A 21,978-nucleotide genomic window follows, 5' to 3' on the forward strand; every position below is an offset into this window, starting at 1 on the left:
CTGCGGTGACCCTACCTTCGCCCCCTGTGCGGGAGTTGTCCGGCCTGCCTCAGCCTGCCCCGCTCCCTGCGCGCCCGCTACCCGTAGGCTGCCTTCATGCAGCCCCCGCTGGAGCAGGCCCCGCCGGTTCAAAACGGGCACCACGCGTACCCGGCTCACTGGGAAGCCGACGTCGTGCTGCGCGACGGAGGTACGGCGCGGATCCGGCCCATCACCGCCGATGACGCACAGCGGCTGGTCAGCTTCTATGAGCAGGTCTCGGACGAGTCGAAGTACTACCGGTTCTTCGCGCCCTACCCCCGGCTGTCCGCCAAGGACGTCCACCGCTTCACCCATCACGACTACGTGGACCGGGTGGGCCTCGCGGCCACGGTGGGCGGCGAGTTCATCGCCACCGTGCGGTTCGACCGCATCAACGAGCAGGGCCGCCCGGCCTCCGGCCCCGACGCGGACGAGGCCGAGGTTGCCTTCCTCGTCCAGGACGCCCATCAGGGTCGCGGCGTCGCCTCCGCCCTCCTCGAACACATCGGGGCGGTCGCCCGCGAGCGCGGGATCCGGCGCTTCGCCGCCGAGGTACTGCCCGCCAACTCCAAGATGATCAAAGTGTTCACGGACGCGGGCTACACCCAGAAGCGCAGCTTCGAGGACGGCGTCGTACGCCTGGAATTCGACCTGGAGCCGACCGACCGCTCGCTGGCCGTGCAGCGCTCCCGCGAGCAACGCGCCGAGTCCCGCTCCGTGCAGCGCCTCCTCGCCCCCGGCGCGGTCGCCGTCATCGGCACCGGGCGCGCGCCGGGCGGCGTGGGCCGCGCGGTCCTGCGCAACCTGCTCGCCGCCGGGTTCACCGGTCGTACGTACGCCGTGAACAAGGCCTTCCCCGACGACCTCACCGAGGTGGACGGCGTGCCCGCCCACCGCTCCGTCGGCGACATCGGGGAGACCGTCGACCTCGCCGTCGTCGCCGTACCGGCCGAGCGGGTCCCCGAGGTCGTCGCGGACTGCGGCGAGCACGGGGTCCAGGGGCTGGTCGTCCTTTCCGCCGGTTACGCCGAGAGTGGCGCGGCGGGGCGCGAGAGGCAGCGGGAACTGGTGCGCCAGGCCCGTTCGTACGGCATGCGCATCATCGGCCCCAACGCCTTCGGCATCATCAACACTTCGGCCGCCGTCCGGCTCAATGCCTCGCTGGCGCCCGAGCCGCCCGCCGCGGGCCGCATCGGGCTGTTCACGCAGTCGGGCGCCATCGGCATCGCGCTGCTCGCCGGGATCCACCGGCGCGGCGCGGGCCTGTCCTCGTTCATCTCCTCCGGCAACCGCGCGGACGTCTCCGGCAACGACTTCCTCCAGTACTGGTACGAGGACCCCGACACCGATGTCGTCCTGCTCTACCTGGAGTCCATCGGCAACCCGCGCAAATTCACCCGCCTCGCCCGGCGCACGGCGGCCGTGAAGCCGGTCGTCGTCGTCAAGGGCGCCCGGCACAGCGGCAGCGCCCCGCCGGGCCACGCGGTTCCCGTCACCCGCATCCCGGACGCCACGGTTTCCGCGCTGCTGCGGCAGGCCGGGGTCATCCGCGTCGACACCGTCACCGAGCTCGTCGACGCCGGACTGCTGCTCGCCGGGCAGCCTCTCCCGGCGGGCCCCCGGGTCGCGATCCTCGGCAACTCCGAGTCGCTGGGGCTCCTTACGTACGACGCCTGCCTGACCGAGGGGCTGCGCCCGCTGCGGCCGCTCGACCTGACGACGGGCGCGACCCCGGCGGACTTCCGCGCGGCGCTCGCGGAAGCACTCGCCGACCCCGCGTGCGACGCGGTCGTCGTCACGGCCATCCCCTGGGTGGGCGACAACGGCACGACGGAATCGGGTGACGGCGAGGTCCTGGCCGGCGTCCTGCGCGAAGCCGCCGCGACGGCTCCGGCGAAGCCGGTGGCGGTGGTCCACGTGGAGATCGGCGGCCTGGCGGAGGCGTTGTCGGCGGCGACGAGCACCGCGCGCCAGACGGGCCCGGGGCGCGGGGCGGGGCCGGGCAGCCGCCCGGCGGCAAGCACCTCGCCCCCCGCAGCCACCGCATCGATCCGCCCGGCGCCGGCAGACCCGGCCCCGGCGGCAAGCACTCGGGCCCCCGTCGGCACCCCACCGCTCTCCCCGCCCCCGGTGGCCCCGACCTCGCTCCCGGCGCCGACAGCCGCTGCGGGCACCCCGCCCACCGCAGCTCCTCCGCCGGGCGCCGCGCCCGCCGACGGCCCCGGGGGAGCGGCAGCCACCGGTCAGGAGCCCGGGCGGACCCGCCGCATCCCCGCCTACCCCGCCGCCGAGCGGGCCGTCCGGGCGCTCGCCGAGGCCGTCAGGTACGCGCAGTGGCGGCGCCAGGCCGCCGAGCCGGGGCGGGTGCCGCAGTACGACGACATCGACGAGGCCGGCGCCGCCGCGCAGATCACCGCGATGCTGGGGGAGGACACCGACCCGAGGGGACTGCCCCTGACGGGCGACGACGCCCGCGTCCTGTTCGAACGGTACGGAATCCACGTACGGCCGACCCGGCCCGCCCCGGGCCCCGACGCCGCCGTCGCCGCCGCCGAGCGGCTCGGCTACCCCGTCGCGCTCAAGACCACCGCCCCGCACCTGCGCCACCGCCCCGACCTCGGCGGCGTACGCCTCGATCTCGCCACCGAGCAGGAACTGCGGCGCGCGTACGGCGAGTTGACGGACGCCCTCGGCAAGCCGGGCGAGCTCCAGCCGGTCGTCCAGGCGATGGCCCCGCGCGGCGTCGACACCGTCGTACGGGCCGCCATCGACCCGGCCGCCGGCGCGGTCCTCTCCTTCGGTCTCGCCGGAGCCGCGTCCGAGCTGCTCGGCGACACCGCGCACCGGCTCGTGCCGGCCACCGACCGCGACGCCGCCGAACTGATCAGGTCGATCCGCACCGCCCCGCTGCTCTTCGGCTGGCGCGGCTCCGCCCCCGTCGACACGGCCGCACTCGAAGAGCTGCTGCTCCGGGTCTCGCTGCTGGTCGACGACCACCCCGAAGTGATCGGCATCGCACTGGAACCCGTGGTCGTCGCCCCGCACGGCCTGTCCGTCCTCGGCGCCACCGTCCGGCTCGCGCCCCCGCCCGCCCGTGACGACCTCGGGCCCCGTCGTCTCCCCAGTTACTGACGAGCCTGTGGGTCCCCGGCGCCCCGTAGGATGGAGGGCATGGCTAAGACCGGTACGACGACTCAGGGGCTGCGCACGGCGATCGAGCGCAGCGGCTACTACCCGGCCCTTGTGGCCGAAGCGGTGGAGGCCGCTGTCGGCGGTGAGCCGGTCTCGTCGTACCTCGTGCACCAGGAGACGACCTTCGACTCCAACGAGGTGCGCCGCCATTGCACCGTCCTGGTCCTGACCGGCAAGCGCTTCATCGTCAGCCACACCGACGAGCAGGCCGCCGACACGACCTCCCCGACGCCGTACGCCACCACCTCCACCGAGTCCGTGAAGCTCGACCGGATCTCGTCCGTCGTGGTCAGCCGGGTGGTCGCCAACCCCGAGTCGTACACCCCCGGCACCCTGCCCCGCGAGGTCGTCCTGACCATCGGCTGGGGCGCAGTCTCACGTATCGACCTGGAGCCCGCCGCCTGCGGCGACCCCGACTGCGAGGCGGACCACGGCTACACCGGCAGCACCACTGCCGACGACCTGAGCCTGCGGGTCAGCGAGGCCGGCGACGGCCCGGACACCGTCCGCCAGACGCTCACGTTCGCCCAGTCGCTCTCCGAGGCGACCGCGGCGGCCGACCACTGATGGCGCTGCCCGCCTGGTCAGAACCGGTTCCGCTCGGCCTCGGCTCCGCCCCCGTCCCCGCATACGGCAGTGGCTCGCTCGCCGACCTGCTGCCCACGCTCGCGGCCGGCATGGAGGTCCCCGGCACGAGCGCCGCGATACCCGAGCTGACGCCCGCCGACCGCAACTGCGTGTTCCTGATCGACGGGCTCGGCTGGGAGCAGATCAAGGCCCACCCGGAAGAGGCGCCGTATCTCACCTCGCTCCTCGCCACCTCCCGCGGCGGCACCGGCCGTCCGATCACCGCGGGCTTCCCCGCCACCACCGCGACCTCGCTCGCCTCGGTCGGCACGGGCCTGCCGCCCGGCGCGCACGGCCTGACCGGCTACACCGTCCGCAACCCGGACACGGGCGCGCTGATGAACCAGCTCCGCTGGAAGCCGTGGGTCGACCCGCACATCTGGCAGCCGTACCCCACGGTCTTCCAGCTCGCCGACGCCGCTGGTGTGCACACCGCCCAGGTGTCCGCCCCGGACTTCCAGCACACCCCACTGACCAAGGTCGCGCTGAGCGGCGGCACCTTCCGCGGCAAGCTCAGCGGCGAGGACCGGATGGACCTCGCCGCAGCCCAACTGGCCGAGGGCGACCGCTCGTTGGTCTACACGTACTACAGCGAGGTCGACGGCAAGGGCCACCGCTTCGGCATCGACTCCGACGCCTGGCGCGGTCAGCTGATGTACGTCGACGGGCTCGTCCGGCGCCTCGCCGAGCAACTGCCGCCCCGCGCCGCCCTCTACGTCACCTCCGACCACGGCATGATCGACATCGCCTTCGACGAGGAGTCGCGCATCGACTTCGACGAGGACTGGGAGCTGAGCGCCGGCGTCGCGCTGCTCGGCGGCGAGGGCAGGGCCCGGCATGTGTACGCCGTCCAGGGCGCCGAGGCGGATGTGCTCGCCGTCTGGCGCGAGGTGCTCGGCGAGCAGTTCTGGGTGGCGAGCAGGGACGAGGCGATCGCGGCGGGCTGGTTCGGTCCGCGGATCGACGAGCGGGTGTACGGGCGGATCGGCGACGTCGTCGCGGCGGCCCACGACGACGTGGTGATCACCGCGTCGCGCAAGGAGCCGCGGGAGTCCGTGATGGTGGGCATGCATGGCTCGATGACCCCCGCCGAGCAGCTCGTCCCGCTCCTCGAAGTACGTTCGTAACCCGCCCCGCCGGCGGAGACCCCACCTGCACAGATCTGAAAGGCCTCAACTCCCCATGCCCGAGCTGGTGTTCTTCTCCGGAACGATGGACTGCGGAAAGAGCACCCTCGCTCTTCAGATCGAGCACAACCGCTCCGCGCGCGGCCTGGCCGGCATGATCTTCACGCGGGACGACCGCGCGGGCGCGGGCAAGCTCTCCTCACGCCTGGGTCTGGTCACCGACGCCGTCGAGGCGGGGGACGGCTTCGACTTCTACGCGTACCTCGTTGCCCAGCTGTCCCAGGGCAGTCGCGCCGACTACCTGATCGTGGACGAGGCGCAGTTCCTCGCCCCCGACCAGATCGACCAGCTCGCCCGCGTCGTCGACGACCTGGACATCGACGTCTTCGCCTTCGGCATCACCACCGACTTCCGCTCCAAGCTCTTCCCGGGCTCGCAGCGCCTGGTAGAGCTGGCCGACCGGGTGGAGGTGCTGCAGGTCGAGGCGCTGTGCTGGTGCGGCGCGCGGGCCACGCACAACGCGCGGACGATCGGCGGCGAGATGGTCGTCGAGGGCGCCCAGGTCGTCGTCGGTGACGTCGACCACCGGCCGGACGAGATCGGCTACGAGGTGCTGTGCCGACGCCACCACAGGCGCCGGCTGACGTCCGCGGCCGCACGGGCCGGGGCCCTGTCACCCGATGTACTGCCCGTGGACCCGGTGGCCGGGGCCACCGGGCACACCCTGGTCAACGGGGCGTCCGTACGATCGTGAAGACCGCGCCCTCCGGGTCCGCCACGGTCGCCACCCGGCCGCTGGAGCCGTCCTGGGGCGGTTTCAGTACATGCCCGCCGAGCTCCACCACCAGGTGGGCCGCCGCGTCGGTGTCCTCGACCTCGAAGTACGTCATCCAGTGCGCGCCCCTGTCCCGCGGCAGGGCATGGCCCACACCGTGCACGGAGGCCACCGGGCGGCCTTCCGCGTGCAGGGTCAGATAGTCGAAGTCGGCTGAGACCACCGCCTCCACCTCGTAGCCGAAGACCGCCTGGTAGAACTTGCCGACCGTGGCGGTGTCGCGGGTCACCAACTCGTTCCAGGTCGGCGTGCCGTGCGTTCCTGCGAGCGCCGTGCCCAGGTGCGCCGCGGCCTGCCAGACCCCGAAGACCGCGCCCGCGGGGTCCGACGCGAGGACCAGTCGGCCTGCCTCGCCGGCGTCGAGCGGGCCCACCGCGACCGTCCCGCCGTAACTCCTGATCGCCTCGGCCGTGGCATCCACGTCCTGGGTCGCGAGATAGGGCGTCCACGCTATGGGCAGGTGCCGGTCGCGTGGCAGCTGCCCGATGCCCGCGATCTCCTTGCCGTCGAGCAGCGCACGGACATACGGGCCGAGCTGCTGCGGACCGGGCCGGAACTCCCAGCCGAACAGCTTTCCGTAGAACTCCTGGGTCGTCGCCAGGCCGTGCACCATCAGGCTCACCCAGCAGGGCGCTCCGGGTGTGCGCCACCGGGTCGCTGCCTCGGTCATCGTCATTCTCCTCGGACCATTGGAGTGGTCGTGCGGGGACACGGGCGTGCCGCTGTGGGCGCTCACCCGTGCAGATGCTTGCATCACCTGTCGCGCGACGCGCCCCGGCCGCGCCGTTTTCCGCTGCTTCCCGCAGGAGAATGGCCGATTTGCCATTTCGCGTCCATTGCGGCGCCAATGCCGCGCGGTGTCGCACTCCATGGGGGCTGCGCGAGGATGGCACCCATGAATGCCATCATCACCGCATCCGAACTCGCGAGCGACTTGGCGGCCAGCCGGCCGCCGGTCCTCCTGGACGTCCGCTACCAGCTGGGCGGGGAGCACGGCCTCCCCGCGTACGAGGCCGGGCACATCCCGGGCGCCGCCTTCGTCGACCTCGACAAGGAGCTCGCCGGGCCGCCCGGAGCAGGTGGGCGCCACCCGCTCCCCGACGTCGAGGCCTTTGGCGCGGCGATGCGACGCTCCGGCGTCCGCTCGGACACCCCCGTGGTCGTATACGACGGCGGGCAGGGCTGGGCCGCCGCGCGCGCGTGGTGGCTGTTGCGCTGGACGGGCCACCAGGACGTCCGGGTCCTGGACGGCGGTCTCGCCACCTGGACGGGCCCGGTCGACTCCGAGGTCCCGGCTCCCGGAGCGGGCGACTTCGTCCCGGCGCCGGGCTCGATGCCGCTGCTCGACGCCGACGGCGCCGCCGGATTGGCTCGAAGTGGCCTGCTGCTCGACGCGCGGGCCGCCGAGCGCTACCGGGGCGATGTGGAACCGATCGACCGGGTCGGCGGGCACATCCCGGGCGCGGTCTCGGCCCCGACGTCGGAGAACGTGGCCCCGGACGGCCGGCTGCTGCCCGCCGGGGCGTTGGCCGACCGCTTCGGGGCGCTGGGCGCGGGCAAGGCCGCCGCGGTCGGCGTGTACTGCGGCTCGGGCGTCTCGGGAGCCCACGAGGTGCTGGCCCTGGAGGTCGCGGGCATCCCGGCGGCGTTGTATGCCGGGTCCTGGTCGCATTGGTCCGCCGACGGATCGCGCCCGGTGGCCACAGGACCCGACCCGCAGTAGGACGTCTCCGGCCGACCGGAGACGGACCGTCACCCCGCATGACGAGGTCCCCGTGCGCGATGCGTACGGGGACCTCGTCAGGAGCGTCTAGTCCTGCTTCTTGCGCCGCGTACCGAAGACGATCTCGTCCCAGCTCGGCACGGCCGCCCGCCGGCCGGGGCGCACCCCGTCCGCCTCCGCCTGACGGTCCGTCGTACCGGTGAGCCGGTCGCGGTGCCCGGCCACGGCTCGCGGCATGAGCACATCGGCGTACGCCGACCCCGCCCCGGCGGAGGCCGCGGGCGCGGCGGGCTCCGCCTCGGGCTCCTGGGCGGACGAGGGCTCGTCCCTGGGCGGCTCCGGCGGCGGCGCGGGCCGCTCCGGCACAACCATGTCGCCCCGGAAGCTCGGCACGGCCTCCAGCAGGCTGGTCAGCGAGTCCCGCTCACTGGCGGTGATCTCCTCGGGCTCGGCGGCCGAGGGCGGTGCGGGGGCGCTCGGCCGCTCCAACTGCCGCTCCAGCTGGCGGTCGAGTGCGCGGTCCAGCGGCCGGTCGAGCGAACGGTCCAACGGCCGGTCGCGCGGCAGCCTGGCGATGCGCGGGACGAACGGGAAGCTCGGCTCCGGCGCGGCAGCCATCGCCGAGTCGTCCGCCTCACCGATCAGCGCGCGCGCCTCACCGTCCACCGCCTGGACGAGGCGTCGCGGCGGGTCGTACGTCCAGCTCGCGGAGTGCGGCTCGCCCGCGACCCGGTAGACAAGGAGGACTTCCCACGTACCGTCGTCGCGCCGCCAGGAGTCCCACAGGACGGTCTCCTTGTCGGCGCCGCGCAGCAGCAGTCGTTCCTGCACCGCCTCGCCGAGCTGGGGTCCGGTGTTCTCGCCGGGGCGGCGGACGGGCGTCTTGCGGGCGCGCTCGGCCATGAACGCGCGCTCGGCGAGCACGGGCCCCTCGAAGCGGCGGACCCGGTCGACGGGGATGCCGGCCTGCTGGGCGACTTCCTCGGCGGAGGCACCCGCACGTATCCGTGCCTGGATGTCGCGAGGGCGAAGGTGGCTCTCGACCTCGATCTCGATCTGGCCGAGACGGGCGCGGTCGTTGCGCACCGCGGCACGCAGCCGCTCATCGATCGGAAGCGTGTACTCCGTGCTGTCAGCAGCCTTCAGCACCAGTCGTGTGCCGTCATTGGAGACGGCCACGACACGCAGTTCGGGCATGGGGACCTCCCGGGTGGTGCCTGCCGACGTCACGTGCGTCGCTGCTTCCGCTAGTCGAGTGTGGCCTGCCCGGGTGCAGCCTGCCACAACCTTGCCGAGTTGCCCGGCGTGTCGGGCATCAGCCCTGGACCGCCGTTATGGCACGGTTACCTATTTGCGACACAAAGTGACCGACTCGTCACTCTGCGCAGCAGGCGCCCGTACGGAACCGCGGCGCCGCCGGATCGAGTGCCGCTTTTCGGCCCCCTACCGTAGGTCCCGGACGCCCAAGCGGGAGACCGGCCCCAGGGCTCGCCACAGTACTCCATTCGGGCCACTGGGGTGGACCGGCGCGCCATCGAAGTTCTTCCGGAGCGCGGGAGTTGAGCGAATCGATCCATCTTTCCGTGGGGCCGTCGCGAGCCCCATGAGTGTCCTGCTTCACAGAATCACCTGAAACGGAACTATTCGCTTCGCCGAAATGTCGTTCTCTGATGCAAGGTGCAACAGATGGGCAAGCAGAGGCTGGGCATGGGCGGTAAGCCGGAAACCGACATAGACGATCAGAAAAAGACGCGGCTCGATCTGAGCGTGCCGCAGGTGGCGGGCAGCGCACTGGCCGCGGTCGCGGCGGCGGTGCTGGCGTCGACACTCGGGGTGTACGGGACGATGATTGGCGCCGGAGTGGTGAGCGTCGTGGCGACCTGTGGCGGCACGATCTTCCAGCATCTGTTCCGGCGTACCGGGGAGCAGATCCGCGAGGTGACGGTCCAAGTGAAGCCGAAGGGCCGTCAGGTCCCGGTCCGTGACCCGCACGACCCGCACGACGGACGTGACCCGCACGACCCGCGGGCGTTCGACGACGCGACGCGGGTGATGCGCACGGTGGGCCTGCCCCGGGACATCGGGGGCGCGCCGGACCGTACACAGCTGCTGTGGAAGGCGGACCTGCCGGACGAGACGGCCGAGGAGTTCACCGACGGCACCACCCACGGCACGCGGGTCCGGGGCTGGAAGCGCTCCGTGATCGCTGCCGTCGTCGTCTTCGTGGTGGCGATGGGCGGGATCACGACGTACGAACTGATCTCGGGCGGCGACCTCAGCGGCGGCAAGGGCACGACGTTCTCGAACGTCGTGCAGGGCGGGGAGCAGAAGAAGGACGCGCCGTCCGACGTGCCGTCGGACACCCCCGACACCGGTTCGCCAAGCCCGGGAACAGGCTCGGACGGGGAACCGACGCCGGACAAGAGCGCCGGGACCGGCGGCGACTCCTCGCCCGACCCCACCCCGACAGCTTCGGGCTCCGGCGGCGATCCGTCGAAGCCCGCCACGCCGACACCCACGCCGACCCCGTCCGGCTCCACCGACGGCGACACGGGCGGCGACACGGGCGACACGAGCGACTCGGACAAGGGCACCGGCAGCACGGCGGACAGCGGCAGCGAGCGGGACGCGCAGAACGACGCCACGCCCGCCCCGTGACGGACCATCCGGTGACGCACCGTCCCGTGACGGACCGTCCGGTGAGCGGCCCGAGCGGCGTCAGTCGCCCAGGACCCGCCGCAGATAGTCGTTGGCGAAGAGCCGCTGCGGGTCAAGCCGGTCGCGCAGGGCCGTGAACTCGCCGAAGCGCGGATAGACCCCGGCCAGGTACTCGGCGTCGCGCGTGTGGACCTTGCCCCAGTGCGGCCGGCCACCGTGCGCGGTCATGATCCGCTCCACCGCGGTGAAGTACGCGCGGTGCGGGGTGCCCTTGTACAGATGCACCGCGATGTACGCCGTCTCCCGGCCGGACGCCGTGGAGAGCGTCACGTCGTCCGCCGGGGCGGTCCTGACCTCCACCGGGAAGCTGACGCGCAGCGGCGAGCGTTCGATCATCGCCTTCACCTCGCGCAGCGCCGTGACCGCGGCCTCCAGGGGTAGCGCGTACTCCATCTCCACGAAGCGCACGCGGCGCGGGCTGGTGAAGACCTTGTACGGGATGTCCGTGTACGTACGGGCGGACAGGGCCCGGCTGGAGAGCCTGGCGACCGCGGGCACGACGGGCGGCACGGCCCGGCCCAGCGAGCAGGCCACCTGGAAGAGGCCGTTGGAGAGCAGCTCGTCCTCGACCCAGCCGCTGACCCGGCCGGGCGGGGCCGCGGGGCCCGCGCTGCGGTTGTTGCGCTTGGTGGTGCAGTTCCCGGTGTGCGGGAACCAGTAGAACTCGAAGTGCTCGTTCTCAGCGAAGTGCTCGTCGAACTCGGCGGTGACCCGGTCGAAGGTCATCGGCTCCTCGCGGGCGGTCAGCAGGAACACCGGCTCCACGGCGAAGGTGATCGCCGTGACCACGCCCAGCGCACCGAGCCCGAGCCTGGCGGCCGCGAAGACCTCCGGGTTCTCCCTCTCCGAGCAGACCAGCAGCGAGCCGTCCGCGGTGACCAGCTCCAGGGCACGGATCTGCGCGGCGGTCGACGCCGAGTCGCGGCCGGTGCCGTGCGTGCCGGTGCTCGTCGCGCCTGCGACCGTCTGCTCCATGATGTCGCCCATGTTCGTGAGCGACAGGCCCTCCCGGGCCAAGGCCACGTTCAGGCGCTTGAGCGGGGTGCCCGCCTCCACCGTCACGGTTCCGGCCGCACGGTCGATGTCGCGAATGCCGGTCAGCAGGTCGGGGCGTATGAGCACACCGTCGGTCGCGGCGACCGCGGTGAAGGAGTGGCCGGTGCCGACGGCCTTGACCTTCAGCCCGTCCTCGGCGGCCCTGCGGACCGCCTCGACAAGCTCATCGACCGAAGCCGGGGTCACTTCCCTTACCGGGCGGGCGGTGACATTCCCCGCCCAGTTACGCCACGTGCTCGCCGTCCTGGATGTGGTGGCCATCTGCCCCATGCCCTCCCCGAGTCGGTACCGGCCTGCGGAGCCGGCGGTAGCCGAGAACCGCCACCACGGCCGCGAGAGCTCCCGCCACGGCGGGCACCGCGTACCCCGCTTCCGCTCCCACCGCGTCGACCACCCAGCCGGCGGCCGAGGAACCGAGAGCGACTCCGACGGCGAGCCCGGTACTGGTCCAGGTCATGCCCTCGGTCAGCTTGGAGCGCGGTACGTGCTGCTCGACGAGGGCCATGGTGGTCACCATCGTCGGTGCGATGGAAAGGCCCGCGACAAAGAGCGCCACGGCCAGAAAGGGAAGGTTCCCGGCCAGTTGGAGGGGGATCATACTCACGGCCATCGCGCAGACACCCACCAGCCACCTCGTCGAGGCGGCGCCCTTGAGGTGCAGCAGGCCGAAAACGGCTCCCGCGAGACACGAGCCGAGCGCGTAGACCGCGAGGACGAGGCTGGCGGCGGCCTTGTGGCCCTCCTCATCGGCGAAGGCCACCGTGACGACATCGACCGCCCCGAAGATCGCGCCGGTCGCCACGAAGGTGGCCACCAGTACCTGGAGTCCGGGGGAGCGCAGCGCCGAGGCGCTCGTGTGCTGCTCACGCGGCTGGGGGACGGGCTCGGTCGCGCGCTGCGAGGTCAGCCAGAACACGCCGGTCAGCAGGAAGAGGGCGGCGATCAGGGGGCCGGCCTCGGGGAACCAGGCCGTCGAAAGACCGATGGAGATGATCGGGCCGAAGATGAAGCAGAGCTCGTCGGCGATCGACTCCCAGGAGTACGCAGTGTGCAACTGGCGCGGGGACCCGCGGTAGATCTCCGCCCAGCGCGCCCTGACCATCGAACCGACACTCGGCACACAGCCGGCGCCCGCCGCGAAGACGAACAAGGTCCAGTCCGGCAGCCCCTGCTGGGCGCAGATCAGCAGGCCCGCGACCGCCGCGACCGCGACCAGGGTGACCGGCCGCAGCACCCGCCGCTGCCCGTACCGGTCGACGTACTTGGAGATCCGCGGACCGACCACGGCCGCCGCCATCGCCAGGGTCGCAGCGAGGGCGCCCGCGAGCCCGTATCTGCCGGTGAGCTGGGAGATCATCGTCACGATGCCGATGCCCATCATGGACAGCGGCATCCGGCCGAAGAAACCGGCCGCGGAGAAACCAAGGGCGCCGGGGGCCGCGAAAATCGCGCGGTAGGGACTGGGCAAGAGGCGCTCCGGTAAGGCATGGAGATGGGCCCTACAGCTTACGACCGCACAACGGTGCGCCGCGCCGTGACCGGTGTCGGGTGCGGGTCCGTCAGACGCGGGTGGCAGGATCGGTCACATGCCCGATCAGTCTGACGCAGCCCCTTACGACGCCCTGTTGCTGCTTTCCTTCGGCGGCCCCGAAGGCCCGGACGACGTGGTCCCGTTCCTGGAGAACGTCACCCGCGGCCGGGGCATCCCCAAGGAGAGGCTCAAGGAGGTGGGACAGCACTACTTCCTTTTCGGCGGGGTCAGCCCGATCAACGAGCTGAACCGCGCCCTGCTCGACACCCTCCGCAAGGACTTCGCCGAGCACGGCCTGGACGGCCCCGACGGGGTGCCGATCTACTGGGGCAACCGCAACTGGGCGCCCTATCTGACCGACACCCTGCGCGAGATGGTCGCCGACGGCCGCCGCCGCATTGCCGTCCTCACCACGAGCGCGTACGCCTCGTACTCCGGCTGCCGTCAGTACCGGGAGAACCTCGCCGACGCGCTCGCGACGCTGGACGCGGAGGGCCTGGAGCTGCCGCGCGTCGACAAGCTGCGGCACTACTTCAACCACCCGGGATTCGTACGGCCGATGGTCGACGGGGTCCTGAAATCACTGGCGGAGCTGGACGAAGGGGTACGGGCGGGGGCGCACCTCGCCTTCACGACGCACTCCATCCCGACCGCGGCCGCCGACACCTCGGGCCCGGCCGACGGGCACGGGGACGGCGGCGCGTACGTCGCACAGCATCTGGACATCGCCCGGCTCATCGCCGACACGGTCCGCGAACAGACGGGCACCGAGCACCCCTGGCAGCTCGTCTACCAGTCGCGCAGTGGCGCCCCGCACATCCCGTGGCTGGAGCCCGACATCTGCGACCACCTGGAGGAACTGCACGGCGCGGGCGCGCCCGCCGTCGTCATGGTGCCCATCGGCTTCGTATCGGACCACATGGAGGTCCTGTACGACCTGGACACCGAGGCCACCGCGAAGGCCGCCGAACTGGGCCTGCCCGTCGCCAGATCCGCGACCGTCGGTTCCGACCCGCGCTTCGCGGTGGCCGTCCGCGATCTGCTGCTGGAGCGCGCGGCGGCCGAGCGGGGGCGCGCGGTGGAGCGCTGCGCGCTGGGAGCGCTCGCGGCGAGCCACGACGTGTGCCCGGTCGGCTGCTGCCCGGCCAGGGCCCCCAGACCCGCCGCTGCGGGCGCCGACAGCCCGTACGTCTAAGCCGGCAGCCGGCAGCCGGCAGTCCGTGCGCCTGGGCCGACAGCCCGTAGGCGCAAGCAGACCCCCAGGCGCCCGTCCGTACCCCGAGGAGAGCCGTGACCGCCCCGCTCCTGCCCGAGCTGCTCGAACTCGCCCTGGAGGCCGCACGCCGGGCCGGGGCGCTGCTGCGTGACGGCCGACCCGCCGATCTGGGCGTGGCCGCCACCAAATCGAGTCCCATCGACATCGTCACCGAGATGGACATCGCCGCCGAGAAGCTGATCACCGGCTTTCTCGCCGAACACCGGCCCGACGACGGGATCCTGGGGGAGGAGGGCGCGGCCACCGAGGGCAGCAGCGGGATCCGCTGGGTCATCGACCCGCTCGATGGCACGGTCAACTACCTCTACGGGCTGCCGACCTGGGCCGTTTCCATCGCCGCCGAGCGGGACGGCGAGACGGTGGTGGGTGTCGTCGAGGCGCCGATGCGCCGTGAGACGTTCCGCGCTGTGCTCGGCGGTGGGGCGTACGTGAACGACGTATCCCTGCGGTGCCGGCCCGCGCCGCCGCTCGATGAGGCGCTGGTCTCGACGGGCTTCAACTACGTCGCCGCGGTGCGCAGGCACCAGGCGGATGTCGCTCAGCGGCTGATTCCCCTGCTGCGGGACATCCGGCGCAGCGGCTCGGCGGCGATCGACCTGAGTGATGTCGCTGCGGGGCGGCTGGATGGCTACTACGAGCGGGGGCTCAGCCCCTGGGACCTGGCGGCGGGGGATCTGATCGCCCGGGAGGCGGGGGCGGTGACGGGGGGCCGGCCGGGGCGGGTGCCTTCGGGCGAGCTGACGATCGCGGCCTCGCCCGGGGTCTTCGAGCCGCTCCAGGCGCTGCTTGAGGACTTCGGGGCGTGGCACGACTAGGGCGGGGCGCCTGCGGCGGGCTTGTTCCCCACCCCGCCCCTTCCCGAAGTCCTCAATCGCCGGACGGGCTGAAATGTGCGCAGCATCCGGAACCTCTCAGCCCGTCCGGCGATTGAGGACACGCCCGTAGGGCGTCCGGGGGTCTGGGGGCTTGCCCCCAGTTCTGGGAAGGGGCGGGTAGGGGAACAGCCCCGCAGGGCGCGAAAAGACCCCGCACCTTTACTCCGGCGCGGGGTCTCTCGTAGTGCTGGGTCAGGCTGTCGCGGCGCCGACCTGCACGCCGTGCTCCGCCGCCAGGCGGTGCAGATCGTCCAGCTCTGCCTGCTCGACCTCCGCCAGGAAGTCGTCGCCCGCCTCGCGAGCCAGCGTGAGGTCGGATTCCGTGGCCCTTATGCGCTGCAGAAGGCCTGCGGTGAAAGCGTCCATGAGTGCGCCCCCTCGTCATGGGTCGGTGGCACGGGGGTGTGCCGAGGGTGGTGGATCACATGCGCCCTCCGCCACTCCCTCTGGGGGACAGAGCGGATTGTGGCGTGCCAGGTACAGGGCGTGATCGCGGGGTGTGCAGTCGTCCTCCCCATGGCTCGCCTCAGGAAAACCTCAACTGCCCGGGGAATCGTGTGAGCCCCGTCAGGGCCCGCCAGGGGCCTGCCGGGGCTCCGTCCCGACCTCTTGCCTTACCGCCGGTTTATGGCCGAAAGGGGCAGGATGGCAGCGCACAGCCAATGGCACAGACCTGCCCCGCAAGGGGCTCAGAGAAAGGACAGCGACGTGCGCGTACTCGTCGTCGAGGACGAGCAACTGCTCGCCGATGCGGTGGCCACCGGACTTCGCCGGGAGGCTATGGCCGTCGACGTCGTGTACGACGGGGCGGCCGCTCTGGAGCGTATCGGGGTCAACGACTACGACGTCGTCGTACTCGACCGGGACCTCCCGCTCGTGCACGGTGACGACGTCTGCCGGAAGATCGTCGAGCTGGGCATGCCCACCCGCGTCCTGATGCTCACCGCCTCCGGTGACGTCAGCGACCGTGTGGAGGGCCTGGAGATCGGCGCGGACGACTATCTGCCCAAGCCCTTCGCCTTCAGCGAGCTGACCGCGCGAGTACGGGCCCTCGGGCGCCGTACGACCGTCGCGCTGCCGCCCGTCCTGGAGCGCTCCGGCATCAAGCTCGACCCCAACCGTCGCGAGATCCACCGCGACGGTCATGAGATCCAGCTGGCGCCGAAGGAATTCGCGGTGCTCGAAGTGCTGATGCGCAGCGAGGGCGCCGTGGTCTCCGCCGAGCAGCTCCTGGAGAAGGCCTGGGACGAGAACACCGACCCGTTCACCAACGTCGTGCGCGTCACGGTGATGACGCTGCGCCGCAAGCTCGGTGAGCCGCCCGTCATCGTCACCGTGCCCGGCTCCGGCTACCGGATCTGACGCCCGATGGCCGCGAGCCCGGCGCCTCCGGCAGCGCCGCCGAAACCGACCTGGGACCCCAGGGGGCAGGACCCTGCCTTCCCCTGGGTGCGCCCGACCATCCGGATACGGCTCACGCTGCTCTACGGCGGCATGTTCCTGATCGCCGGCATCCTGCTGCTCTCGATCATCTATCTGCTCGCCGCGCAGGCCCTCGCGGTGGGCAGCGACCTGCCCTTCAAGATCGTGAGCGGCCAGGTCAAGAGCACGGTGTGCGACCTGCCCGACAGTGCGACGCCCGACCAGTTCAACGCGGCGATGAACGCCTGCGTCAACGACCAGCGCCAGCACGCGCTCGACCAGCTGCTCACCCGCTCGCTGCTGGCCCTCCTCGGGCTCAGCATCATCGCCTTCGCCTTCGGGTACGCGATGGCGGGCCGTGTCCTGTCGCCGCTCGGCAGGATCACCCGTACGGCCCGCAGGGTCGCGGGTACCGACCTGTCCCGCCGTATCGAGCTGGACGGCCCCGACGACGAGCTCAAGGAGCTCTCCGACACCTTTGACGAGATGCTCGACCGCCTGGAGCGGGCGTTCACCGCCCAGCAGCGGTTCGTCGGGAACGCCTCGCACGAGCTGCGTACGCCGCTCGCGATCAACCGGACCCTGCTGGAGGTCCACCTCTCCGACCCGGGGGCGCCCGCGGAGCTCAAGCAGCTCGGCAAGACGCTCCTGGCCACCAACGAGCGCAGTGAGCAGCTCGTGGAGGGCCTGCTGCTGCTCGCCCGCAGCGAGAACCAGATCGTCGAGCGCAAGCCCGTGGATCTCGCCGAGGTCGCTTCGCGCGCCATCGACCAGGCGCGCGGCGAGGCGGAGACCAAGGGCGTGGAGATCCGCGGGGAGCGCGCGCCCGCCGTGGTCCAGGGCAACGGCGTCCTGCTGGAGCGGATCGCGCTGAACCTGGTGCAGAACGCCGTGCGCTACAACATTCCCGGGGAAGGCTGGGTCGAGGTGATCACCGAGATCGAGCACGGCCAGGCACTCCTGGTCGTGTCGAACACGGGTCCAGTGGTTCCCGCGTACGAGATCGACAACCTCTTCGAGCCGTTCACGCGCCTGCGTACGGAGCGGACCGGCAGTGACAAGGGTGTGGGCCTGGGCCTGTCCATCGCGCGCAGCGTCGCGAGGGCTCACGGAGGCCGTATCATCGCGGAGCCCCGCGAGGGCGGCGGCCTAGTCATGCGTGTCACCCTTCCGGTCTGACTTCCGGTCTGAGACGTTCACGAAGCTGTCGGCTGTTCGCTTTGCGCGGAATTTTCGGGATGTGATCCCGGACGTTCCGTGTGTGATCGATCACAGGGCAAATTTCGGACCATCTACTCTCCGTGATCACGAAATCCTGGGAAAACCCGGAAAAGTCCGGGTTTCCTAGGGGTGGGATCACGGGAAGTACACGGGGTGGCACTCGTGGAGTGCGACATTCGGACCGTGTACGGTCCCGATCGCCATCCAAACCGATCACTCAGCACGAGCTCGGTTGGGTGTCGATTGAGTAACAGACCTTGATGTGAGGCAAAATCTCCGCCTCAGGTCGGGCACAAGTCCGGCCTCTCACGCGTTACGGCGCTGAGACACCGCAACCACCCAGAGGGGGAGAGCGACATGGCAACGGATTACGACACCCCACGCAAGACCGATGACGACGTCGACCAGGACAGCCTTGAAGAGCTCAAGGCTCGTCGTAGCGACAAGACCGCATCGGCCGTTGACGTGGATGAATTCGAGGCGGCGGAAGGGCTTGAACTGCCCGGTGCCGACCTCTCCAATGAAGAGCTCGCCGTGCGGGTCCTGCCCAAGCAGGCCGACGAGTTCACCTGCATGAGCTGCTTCCTCGTGCATCACCGCAGCCAGTTGGCCAGGGAGAAGAACGGCCAGCCGATCTGCCGCGACTGCGACTAGGTCGGGTCGGCCATGGCAGGCGCGACACCGTCCTGGAAAAAGCGCTTCCGGCGGAAGGATTCCCCGGAGGCGCCGCACGGCGTGAGCGCGGCCGTCGGCGCACGTGACGACGAGCGGGGCCTGCCGGCCTCGCTCGAAGAAGCGGAAGGGCCCTCAGCACGGGCCCGGCGCCTGGCGGCGGTCAGGAAAGGCATACGGAAGGGCGGTGAGAGCGCGAAGGCCGGGATCGGCCATCTCGCCGACCGGCTCATCGAACTCGCGCCGCGCGTTCCCGTACGCGACCTGGCGACCCTGCGGAAGCACTTTCCGGGCCTCGGCCCGGAGCAGCTCGCCGACAAGCTGGTGGCCGGTGCGGCCAACGGCACCTCCACGGTGGGCGCAGGCGTCGGAGCGGCCGCGATGCTGCCCGTGCCACCCGCGATGCCGGCCGAGCTGGCAGCCGAGATCACCGGCGTCGCCGCGATCGAGCTCAAGCTCATCGCGGAGCTGCACGAGGTCTACGGCATGCGCCCGCCCGGCAATCTCAAGGACCGCACCACCGCCTATCTGAACTCCTGGTCCGAGGAGCGCGGCATCGACGTGACGAAACCGTCCACGTTGAATGTGGCGATGGGCGGCCAGCTGAAGCGCCAGCTGCGCCAGCAGATCATGAAGCGCATGGTCCGCAACCTGCCGAACCTGATGCCCTTCATGGTGGGTGCGGCCGTCGGCGCCGTGATGAACCGGCGCGACACCAGAAAGCTCGCCGACCGGATCCGCGCAGACCTGCGCAGAACGCAGATCCCTTGGGACGCCCTGCGCGAGCTGCCCCCGCTGGAGCAGCCCGCGGTCGAGCAGCAGCCCGACCGCAAGGCGCTGGAGGGCTAGGCGCGGGCTAGGCCGCCCGGACGGCCGTGAGAGCCGCAGCCAGGGCCTCGGGGTCGCGCGTCGAGAGGTACAGATACGGCGTCGGGTCCTGCGGGTCGGTGACCTCGACGCGCAGCGCCGTCGGGATGTAGCTGCGCAGCAGCATGTGGGCGCGCGTATCGGCCTTGTACGACCGCCAGGCGCGGGCCTCTTCGGGGTCGAGCACCTGAGCCTCGCCCAGGGCGGAGAGCGGGATACGGGCGTCGCCCGCGATCAGCGCGTCCGCGACCACCCGGATGCGCGGGGAGCCGTACGAGCTCACCGCGACCGCGGCCAGCGCGCTGCCGCCGATCAGACCCGCGAGCAGCGGCAGGGGGCCGAGCGGCAGCAGCATCAGCGCGAACGCGACCCCGACCAGTGCGGCGATGCCCCACCACGAACGGGGGGCGGTCAGACGTTCGGTGTACTGCGGGGCGGAAGGCTGCATGAATCCAAGCTTGGCACGGCGCGACCTGCCGGTAGCCGCGCGGGTAAGGTCAGCGCCTGTGAGTACTGAGAACTCCCGGGGGAAGGCCCCCGGATCCCGGGCCGGGTCTGCGGCGCTGAAGCCGCCGGCCGACGCCATAGCCCCGGTCAGGCATCCTGACGCACCACCGCCCGGAGAGCTGCTCGGCGCGCACTACGAGCACTGTTTCGGCTGTGGCGAGGGCCAGCCGCACGGACTGCACCTCCAGGCGCGGGCGGCACAAGGCGTGCGCGTCACGGCCGAGTTCGTGGTCAAGGCCGCCCACCAGGGCGCGCCGGGCCTGGCGCACGGCGGGGTGCTGGCCACCGCGCTCGACGAGACGCTCGGCTCGCTGAACTGGCTGCTGCGGGTGATCGCGGTGACCGGCAGGCTGGAGACCGACTTCGTACGCCCGGTACCGGTGGACACCGTGCTGCATTTCGACGCCGAGGTGACCGCGGTGCACGGCCGCAAAATCTACTCCACGGCGACCGGCAGGATCGGCGGCCCGGACGGGCCCGTCGCGGTCCGCGCCGACGCCCTTTTCATCGAAGTCAAGGTCGACCATTTCATCGACAACGGACGCCCGGAGGAGATCCGGGCGGCGATGGCCGATCCCGACCAGGTCAGGCGCGCTCGCGCCTTCGAGGTGAACCCATGACCCGTAATCCCGTCGATGTACTGATCCGCCTGGTCGACCCCGAGGTGCCGATCCCTTCGTACGGACATCCGGGCGACGCCGGCGCCGATCTGGTCACCACCGAGGCGGTCGAACTGGCTCCGGGGGAAAGAGTGGTACTGCCCACCGGGGTGTCTGTCGCGCTCCCCGACGGGTACGCGGCCTTCGTGCACCCGCGATCCGGTCTTGCCGCCCGCTGCGGAGTCGCCCTCGTGAATGCCCCGGGGACGGTGGATGCCGGGTACCGTGGGGAAATCAAGGTGATCGTGGTCAATCTCGACCCGCGCGAAAGCGTGCGGTTCGAGCGCTTCGACCGGATTGCCCAACTGGTCGTCCAGCAGGTCGAGAAGGTGCGCTTCCATGAGGTCGCGGAGCTTCCCGGCTCGGCGCGGGCCGAGGGGGGCTTCGGGTCCACCGGTGGCCATGCCGCGGTGGACGGCTCAACGGGTGGGAATCGATACGCATCGGTCGTATCCGACCGGGAAGGACAGTGACGTGTTCGGACGTCGCAAGAAGAGCGAATCCGCCGATGGCACGGCGGGCGAGGCCGAGCAGGTCGTCGACGGCGTCGAGACCGCTGAGGTCGCGGACGGCGAAGGCGGGACGCGCAGGGTGAACCTGCCGCCGAAGCCCCGCCCCGACGGTCCCTGGGACGTGTCGGAGGTCCACGAGCCCGGCGATGGCCGGGTGGACCTGGGCGGCATTTTCGTGCCCGGAGTCGAGGGCATGGAGCTGCGGGTCGAGGTCGTGGGTGACGCGATCGTCGCGGCGACGGTCGTGCTGAGCGACAGCGCGGTGCAGCTGCAGGCCTTCGCCGCACCCAAGAAGGAAGGCATCTGGGGCGAGGTCCGCGAGGAGATCGCCTCGGGCATCACCCAGCAGGGCGGTGTCATCGACGAGGTCGAGGGCCCGCTGGGCTGGGAGCTGCGGGCCCAGGTGCCCGTGCAGCTTCCGGACGGCACCGGCGGTGTGCAGCTGGTGCGGTTCATCGGGGTGGACGGGCCGCGCTGGTTCCTGCGCGGAGTGATCTCCGGGCAGGGTGCCGTGCAGCCCCAGGCGGCCGGTGTGCTGGAGCAGATCTTCCGGGACACCGTGGTCGTTCGGGGCGAGGGGCCGATGGCGCCGCGCGACCCGATCGTCCTCAAGCTGCCCGAGGACGCCCAGATGGTGCCCGAGGGCGTACAGCAGGAGGAGCAGGAGGGGTCCCGCTTCTCCGGTGGCATGGGACAGCTGCAGCGCGGTCCTGAGATCACCGAGGTGCGCTGAGGCGCTGAGCGTTGACCTGAAATCGCTGTTGCCGGTGGGTCGTACTCCCTTGTTCGGAGTACGACCCACCGGCATTTTCGCAGGTCGGCGCTGGTCAGGCCTGGCAGTCGTAAGGAAGCCGTCAAGGGGATACCAATGGCCGTAAAGGAGGTGTCAACGGAAGGCGAATCGGCTCTGTGACAAGGTTCCCTCAAGAGGTCCGCACGTCCAGATCTCTTCTAGGAGCACACGGTGGCCGACCTGGCCTTCGTCGTCACCACGATCGCGGTTTTCGCGCTGGTGGCTCTTGTCGCCAAGGGGGTGGCAAAGCTGTGACCGCCGAAAACATCGTCGGCCTCGTGGTGGCCGCCGGCCTCCTGGGCTATCTGATCCTCGCCCTTGTGTACCCGGAGAGGTTCTGAGCC

Annotated in this window: 22 protein-coding genes; 16 read left to right on the forward strand and 6 right to left on the reverse strand. The window is 71.3% G+C overall.

All coding sequences use genetic code 11. From position 1 onward, the window contains the following. The first annotated feature begins 96 nt into the window (after positions 1 to 96). Genes ABCR94_RS17950 through ABCR94_RS17965 form a run of 4 tightly spaced genes read left to right on the forward strand, consistent with a single transcriptional unit; the run spans position 97 to position 5,721 of the window. The gene (locus ABCR94_RS17950; RefSeq protein ID WP_347120320.1) at positions 97 to 3,153 is read left to right on the forward strand and encodes a bifunctional acetate--CoA ligase family protein/GNAT family N-acetyltransferase; all 3,057 of its coding nucleotides are present in this window, start codon (positions 97 to 99) and stop codon (positions 3,151 to 3,153) included. 39 nt (positions 3,154 to 3,192) lie between these two features. After that, positions 3,193 to 3,780: a DUF5998 family protein gene (locus ABCR94_RS17955; RefSeq protein WP_347120321.1), complete on the forward strand. Its 588-nt coding sequence runs from the start codon at positions 3,193 to 3,195 to the stop codon at positions 3,778 to 3,780. After that, positions 3,780 to 4,967, forward strand: coding sequence for an alkaline phosphatase family protein (locus ABCR94_RS17960; protein ID WP_347120322.1), 1,188 nt, complete (start codon positions 3,780 to 3,782; stop codon positions 4,965 to 4,967). Before ABCR94_RS17955 ends, ABCR94_RS17960 begins: the two co-directional genes overlap by 1 nt. A 55-nt stretch (positions 4,968 to 5,022) precedes the next feature. Beyond that, the gene (locus ABCR94_RS17965) at positions 5,023 to 5,721 is read left to right on the forward strand and encodes a thymidine kinase (RefSeq protein ID WP_347120323.1); all 699 of its coding nucleotides are present in this window, start codon (positions 5,023 to 5,025) and stop codon (positions 5,719 to 5,721) included. Here ABCR94_RS17965 and ABCR94_RS17970 read toward each other — a convergent pair. After that, entirely contained in the window at positions 5,696 to 6,472 is a 777-nt protein-coding gene (locus tag ABCR94_RS17970; RefSeq protein WP_347120324.1) for a VOC family protein, read from the reverse strand. The two genes, ABCR94_RS17965 and ABCR94_RS17970, sit on opposite strands and share 26 nt — an antisense overlap. 225 nt (positions 6,473 to 6,697) lie before the next feature. On the opposite strand from ABCR94_RS17970, the gene ABCR94_RS17975 reads away from it, so the two are divergent. Next, positions 6,698 to 7,525 carry a sulfurtransferase gene (locus ABCR94_RS17975; RefSeq protein ID WP_347120325.1) on the forward strand — a complete coding sequence of 276 codons (828 nt, stop codon included), beginning with the start codon at positions 6,698 to 6,700 and terminating at the stop codon, positions 7,523 to 7,525. Positions 7,526 to 7,612: 87 nt separating this feature from the next. Here ABCR94_RS17975 and sepH read toward each other — a convergent pair whose 3' ends face one another. Continuing rightward, positions 7,613 to 8,722, reverse strand: coding sequence for a septation protein SepH (gene sepH / locus ABCR94_RS17980; protein WP_347120326.1), 1,110 nt, complete (start codon positions 8,720 to 8,722; stop codon positions 7,613 to 7,615). 489 nt (positions 8,723 to 9,211) lie between these two features. Between sepH and ABCR94_RS17985 the strand changes: the two genes are divergently transcribed. Next, positions 9,212 to 10,183: a hypothetical protein gene (locus tag ABCR94_RS17985; protein ID WP_347120327.1), complete on the forward strand. Its 972-nt coding sequence runs from the start codon at positions 9,212 to 9,214 to the stop codon at positions 10,181 to 10,183. A 60-nt stretch (positions 10,184 to 10,243) separates the two neighbouring features. Here ABCR94_RS17985 and ABCR94_RS17990 read toward each other — a convergent pair whose 3' ends face one another. Together ABCR94_RS17990 and ABCR94_RS17995 are read right to left on the reverse strand one after the other, a co-directional pair. After that, positions 10,244 to 11,560: an FAD-linked oxidoreductase, L-gulonolactone oxidase family gene (locus ABCR94_RS17990; protein WP_347120328.1), complete on the reverse strand. Its 1,317-nt coding sequence runs from the start codon at positions 11,558 to 11,560 to the stop codon at positions 10,244 to 10,246. Continuing rightward, positions 11,523 to 12,767: an MFS transporter gene (locus ABCR94_RS17995; protein WP_347120329.1), complete on the reverse strand. Its 1,245-nt coding sequence runs from the start codon at positions 12,765 to 12,767 to the stop codon at positions 11,523 to 11,525. The genes ABCR94_RS17990 and ABCR94_RS17995 overlap by 38 nt, the downstream gene beginning before the upstream one ends. 118 nt (positions 12,768 to 12,885) lie before the next feature. Here ABCR94_RS17995 and ABCR94_RS18000 point away from each other — a divergent pair, with 118 nt between their 5' ends. Beyond that, entirely contained in the window at positions 12,886 to 14,025 is a 1,140-nt protein-coding gene (locus ABCR94_RS18000; protein ID WP_347120330.1) for a ferrochelatase, read from the forward strand. Between the two features lie 95 nt (positions 14,026 to 14,120). Beyond that, positions 14,121 to 14,921 (forward strand): inositol monophosphatase family protein, encoded by an 801-nt coding sequence (locus tag ABCR94_RS18005; RefSeq protein ID WP_347120331.1) that lies wholly within the window; start codon positions 14,121 to 14,123, stop codon positions 14,919 to 14,921. Between the two features lie 252 nt (positions 14,922 to 15,173). Here the strand turns inward: ABCR94_RS18005 and ABCR94_RS18010 are convergent, their stop codons facing one another. Then, a complete protein-coding gene (locus ABCR94_RS18010; RefSeq protein WP_347120333.1) occupies positions 15,174 to 15,347 on the reverse strand; it encodes a hypothetical protein in 174 nt (57 codons plus the stop codon). A gap of 342 nt (positions 15,348 to 15,689) precedes the next feature. Here ABCR94_RS18010 and ABCR94_RS18015 point away from each other — a divergent pair, with 342 nt between their 5' ends. From ABCR94_RS18015 to ABCR94_RS18030, 4 genes are all read left to right on the forward strand, one after another. Then, positions 15,690 to 16,343 carry a response regulator transcription factor gene (locus ABCR94_RS18015; RefSeq protein WP_283518844.1) on the forward strand — a complete coding sequence of 218 codons (654 nt, stop codon included), beginning with the start codon at positions 15,690 to 15,692 and terminating at the stop codon, positions 16,341 to 16,343. Positions 16,344 to 16,349: 6 nt separating this feature from the next. Then, entirely contained in the window at positions 16,350 to 17,582 is a 1,233-nt protein-coding gene (locus ABCR94_RS18020) for a sensor histidine kinase (RefSeq protein ID WP_347120335.1), read from the forward strand. A 399-nt stretch (positions 17,583 to 17,981) separates the two neighbouring features. Further along, the gene (locus tag ABCR94_RS18025) at positions 17,982 to 18,278 is read left to right on the forward strand and encodes a DUF4193 domain-containing protein (RefSeq protein WP_214929381.1); all 297 of its coding nucleotides are present in this window, start codon (positions 17,982 to 17,984) and stop codon (positions 18,276 to 18,278) included. A 12-nt stretch (positions 18,279 to 18,290) separates the two neighbouring features. After that, positions 18,291 to 19,145 (forward strand): hypothetical protein, encoded by an 855-nt coding sequence (locus tag ABCR94_RS18030; RefSeq protein WP_347120337.1) that lies wholly within the window; start codon positions 18,291 to 18,293, stop codon positions 19,143 to 19,145. A gap of 7 nt (positions 19,146 to 19,152) precedes the next feature. Here the strand turns inward: ABCR94_RS18030 and ABCR94_RS18035 are convergent, their stop codons facing one another. After that, positions 19,153 to 19,611: a DUF3093 domain-containing protein gene (locus tag ABCR94_RS18035; RefSeq protein ID WP_347120339.1), complete on the reverse strand. Its 459-nt coding sequence runs from the start codon at positions 19,609 to 19,611 to the stop codon at positions 19,153 to 19,155. A gap of 136 nt (positions 19,612 to 19,747) precedes the next feature. Here ABCR94_RS18035 and ABCR94_RS18040 point away from each other — a divergent pair, with 136 nt between their 5' ends. The 4 genes from ABCR94_RS18040 (at position 19,748) to kdpF (ending at position 21,975) form a co-directional block, all read left to right on the forward strand. After that, positions 19,748 to 20,290 carry a PaaI family thioesterase gene (locus ABCR94_RS18040; protein WP_347120730.1) on the forward strand — a complete coding sequence of 181 codons (543 nt, stop codon included), beginning with the start codon at positions 19,748 to 19,750 and terminating at the stop codon, positions 20,288 to 20,290. Then, positions 20,287 to 20,802, forward strand: a complete 516-nt coding sequence (dut, locus tag ABCR94_RS18045) for a dUTP diphosphatase (protein WP_347120341.1) — start codon at positions 20,287 to 20,289, stop codon at positions 20,800 to 20,802. The genes ABCR94_RS18040 and dut overlap by 4 nt, the downstream gene beginning before the upstream one ends. Before the next feature lies 1 nt (position 20,803). Then, positions 20,804 to 21,574: a DUF3710 domain-containing protein gene (locus ABCR94_RS18050; protein WP_347120343.1), complete on the forward strand. Its 771-nt coding sequence runs from the start codon at positions 20,804 to 20,806 to the stop codon at positions 21,572 to 21,574. Between the two features lie 311 nt (positions 21,575 to 21,885). After that, the gene (gene kdpF, locus ABCR94_RS18055; RefSeq protein WP_347120344.1) at positions 21,886 to 21,975 is read left to right on the forward strand and encodes a K(+)-transporting ATPase subunit F; all 90 of its coding nucleotides are present in this window, start codon (positions 21,886 to 21,888) and stop codon (positions 21,973 to 21,975) included. Positions 21,976 to 21,978 lie beyond the last annotated feature (3 nt).

Origin of the sequence: Streptomyces changchenzhani, assembly GCF_039766235.1 — a bacterium.
Classification (GTDB): Bacteria; Actinomycetota; Actinomycetes; order Streptomycetales; family Streptomycetaceae; genus Streptomyces.

Coding starts and splice junctions, on each gene's coding strand:
- ABCR94_RS17950 (WP_347120320.1), top strand. CDS start 97: ATGCAGCCCCCGCTGGAGCAGGCCCCGCCGGTTCAAAACGGGCACCAC.
- ABCR94_RS17955 (WP_347120321.1), top strand. CDS start 3,193: ATGGCTAAGACCGGTACGACGACTCAGGGGCTGCGCACGGCGATCGAG.
- ABCR94_RS17960 (WP_347120322.1), top strand. CDS start 3,780: ATGGCGCTGCCCGCCTGGTCAGAACCGGTTCCGCTCGGCCTCGGCTCC.
- ABCR94_RS17965 (WP_347120323.1), top strand. CDS start 5,023: ATGCCCGAGCTGGTGTTCTTCTCCGGAACGATGGACTGCGGAAAGAGC.
- ABCR94_RS17970 (WP_347120324.1), bottom strand. CDS start 6,472: ATGACCGAGGCAGCGACCCGGTGGCGCACACCCGGAGCGCCCTGCTGG.
- ABCR94_RS17975 (WP_347120325.1), top strand. CDS start 6,698: ATGAATGCCATCATCACCGCATCCGAACTCGCGAGCGACTTGGCGGCC.
- sepH (WP_347120326.1), bottom strand. CDS start 8,722: ATGCCCGAACTGCGTGTCGTGGCCGTCTCCAATGACGGCACACGACTG.
- ABCR94_RS17985 (WP_347120327.1), top strand. CDS start 9,212: ATGGGCAAGCAGAGGCTGGGCATGGGCGGTAAGCCGGAAACCGACATA.
- ABCR94_RS17990 (WP_347120328.1), bottom strand. CDS start 11,560: ATGGCCACCACATCCAGGACGGCGAGCACGTGGCGTAACTGGGCGGGG.
- ABCR94_RS18000 (WP_347120330.1), top strand. CDS start 12,886: ATGCCCGATCAGTCTGACGCAGCCCCTTACGACGCCCTGTTGCTGCTT.
- ABCR94_RS18010 (WP_347120333.1), bottom strand. CDS start 15,347: ATGGACGCTTTCACCGCAGGCCTTCTGCAGCGCATAAGGGCCACGGAA.
- ABCR94_RS18020 (WP_347120335.1), top strand. CDS start 16,350: ATGGCCGCGAGCCCGGCGCCTCCGGCAGCGCCGCCGAAACCGACCTGG.
- ABCR94_RS18025 (WP_214929381.1), top strand. CDS start 17,982: ATGGCAACGGATTACGACACCCCACGCAAGACCGATGACGACGTCGAC.
- ABCR94_RS18030 (WP_347120337.1), top strand. CDS start 18,291: ATGGCAGGCGCGACACCGTCCTGGAAAAAGCGCTTCCGGCGGAAGGAT.
- ABCR94_RS18035 (WP_347120339.1), bottom strand. CDS start 19,611: ATGCAGCCTTCCGCCCCGCAGTACACCGAACGTCTGACCGCCCCCCGT.
- dut (WP_347120341.1), top strand. CDS start 20,287: ATGACCCGTAATCCCGTCGATGTACTGATCCGCCTGGTCGACCCCGAG.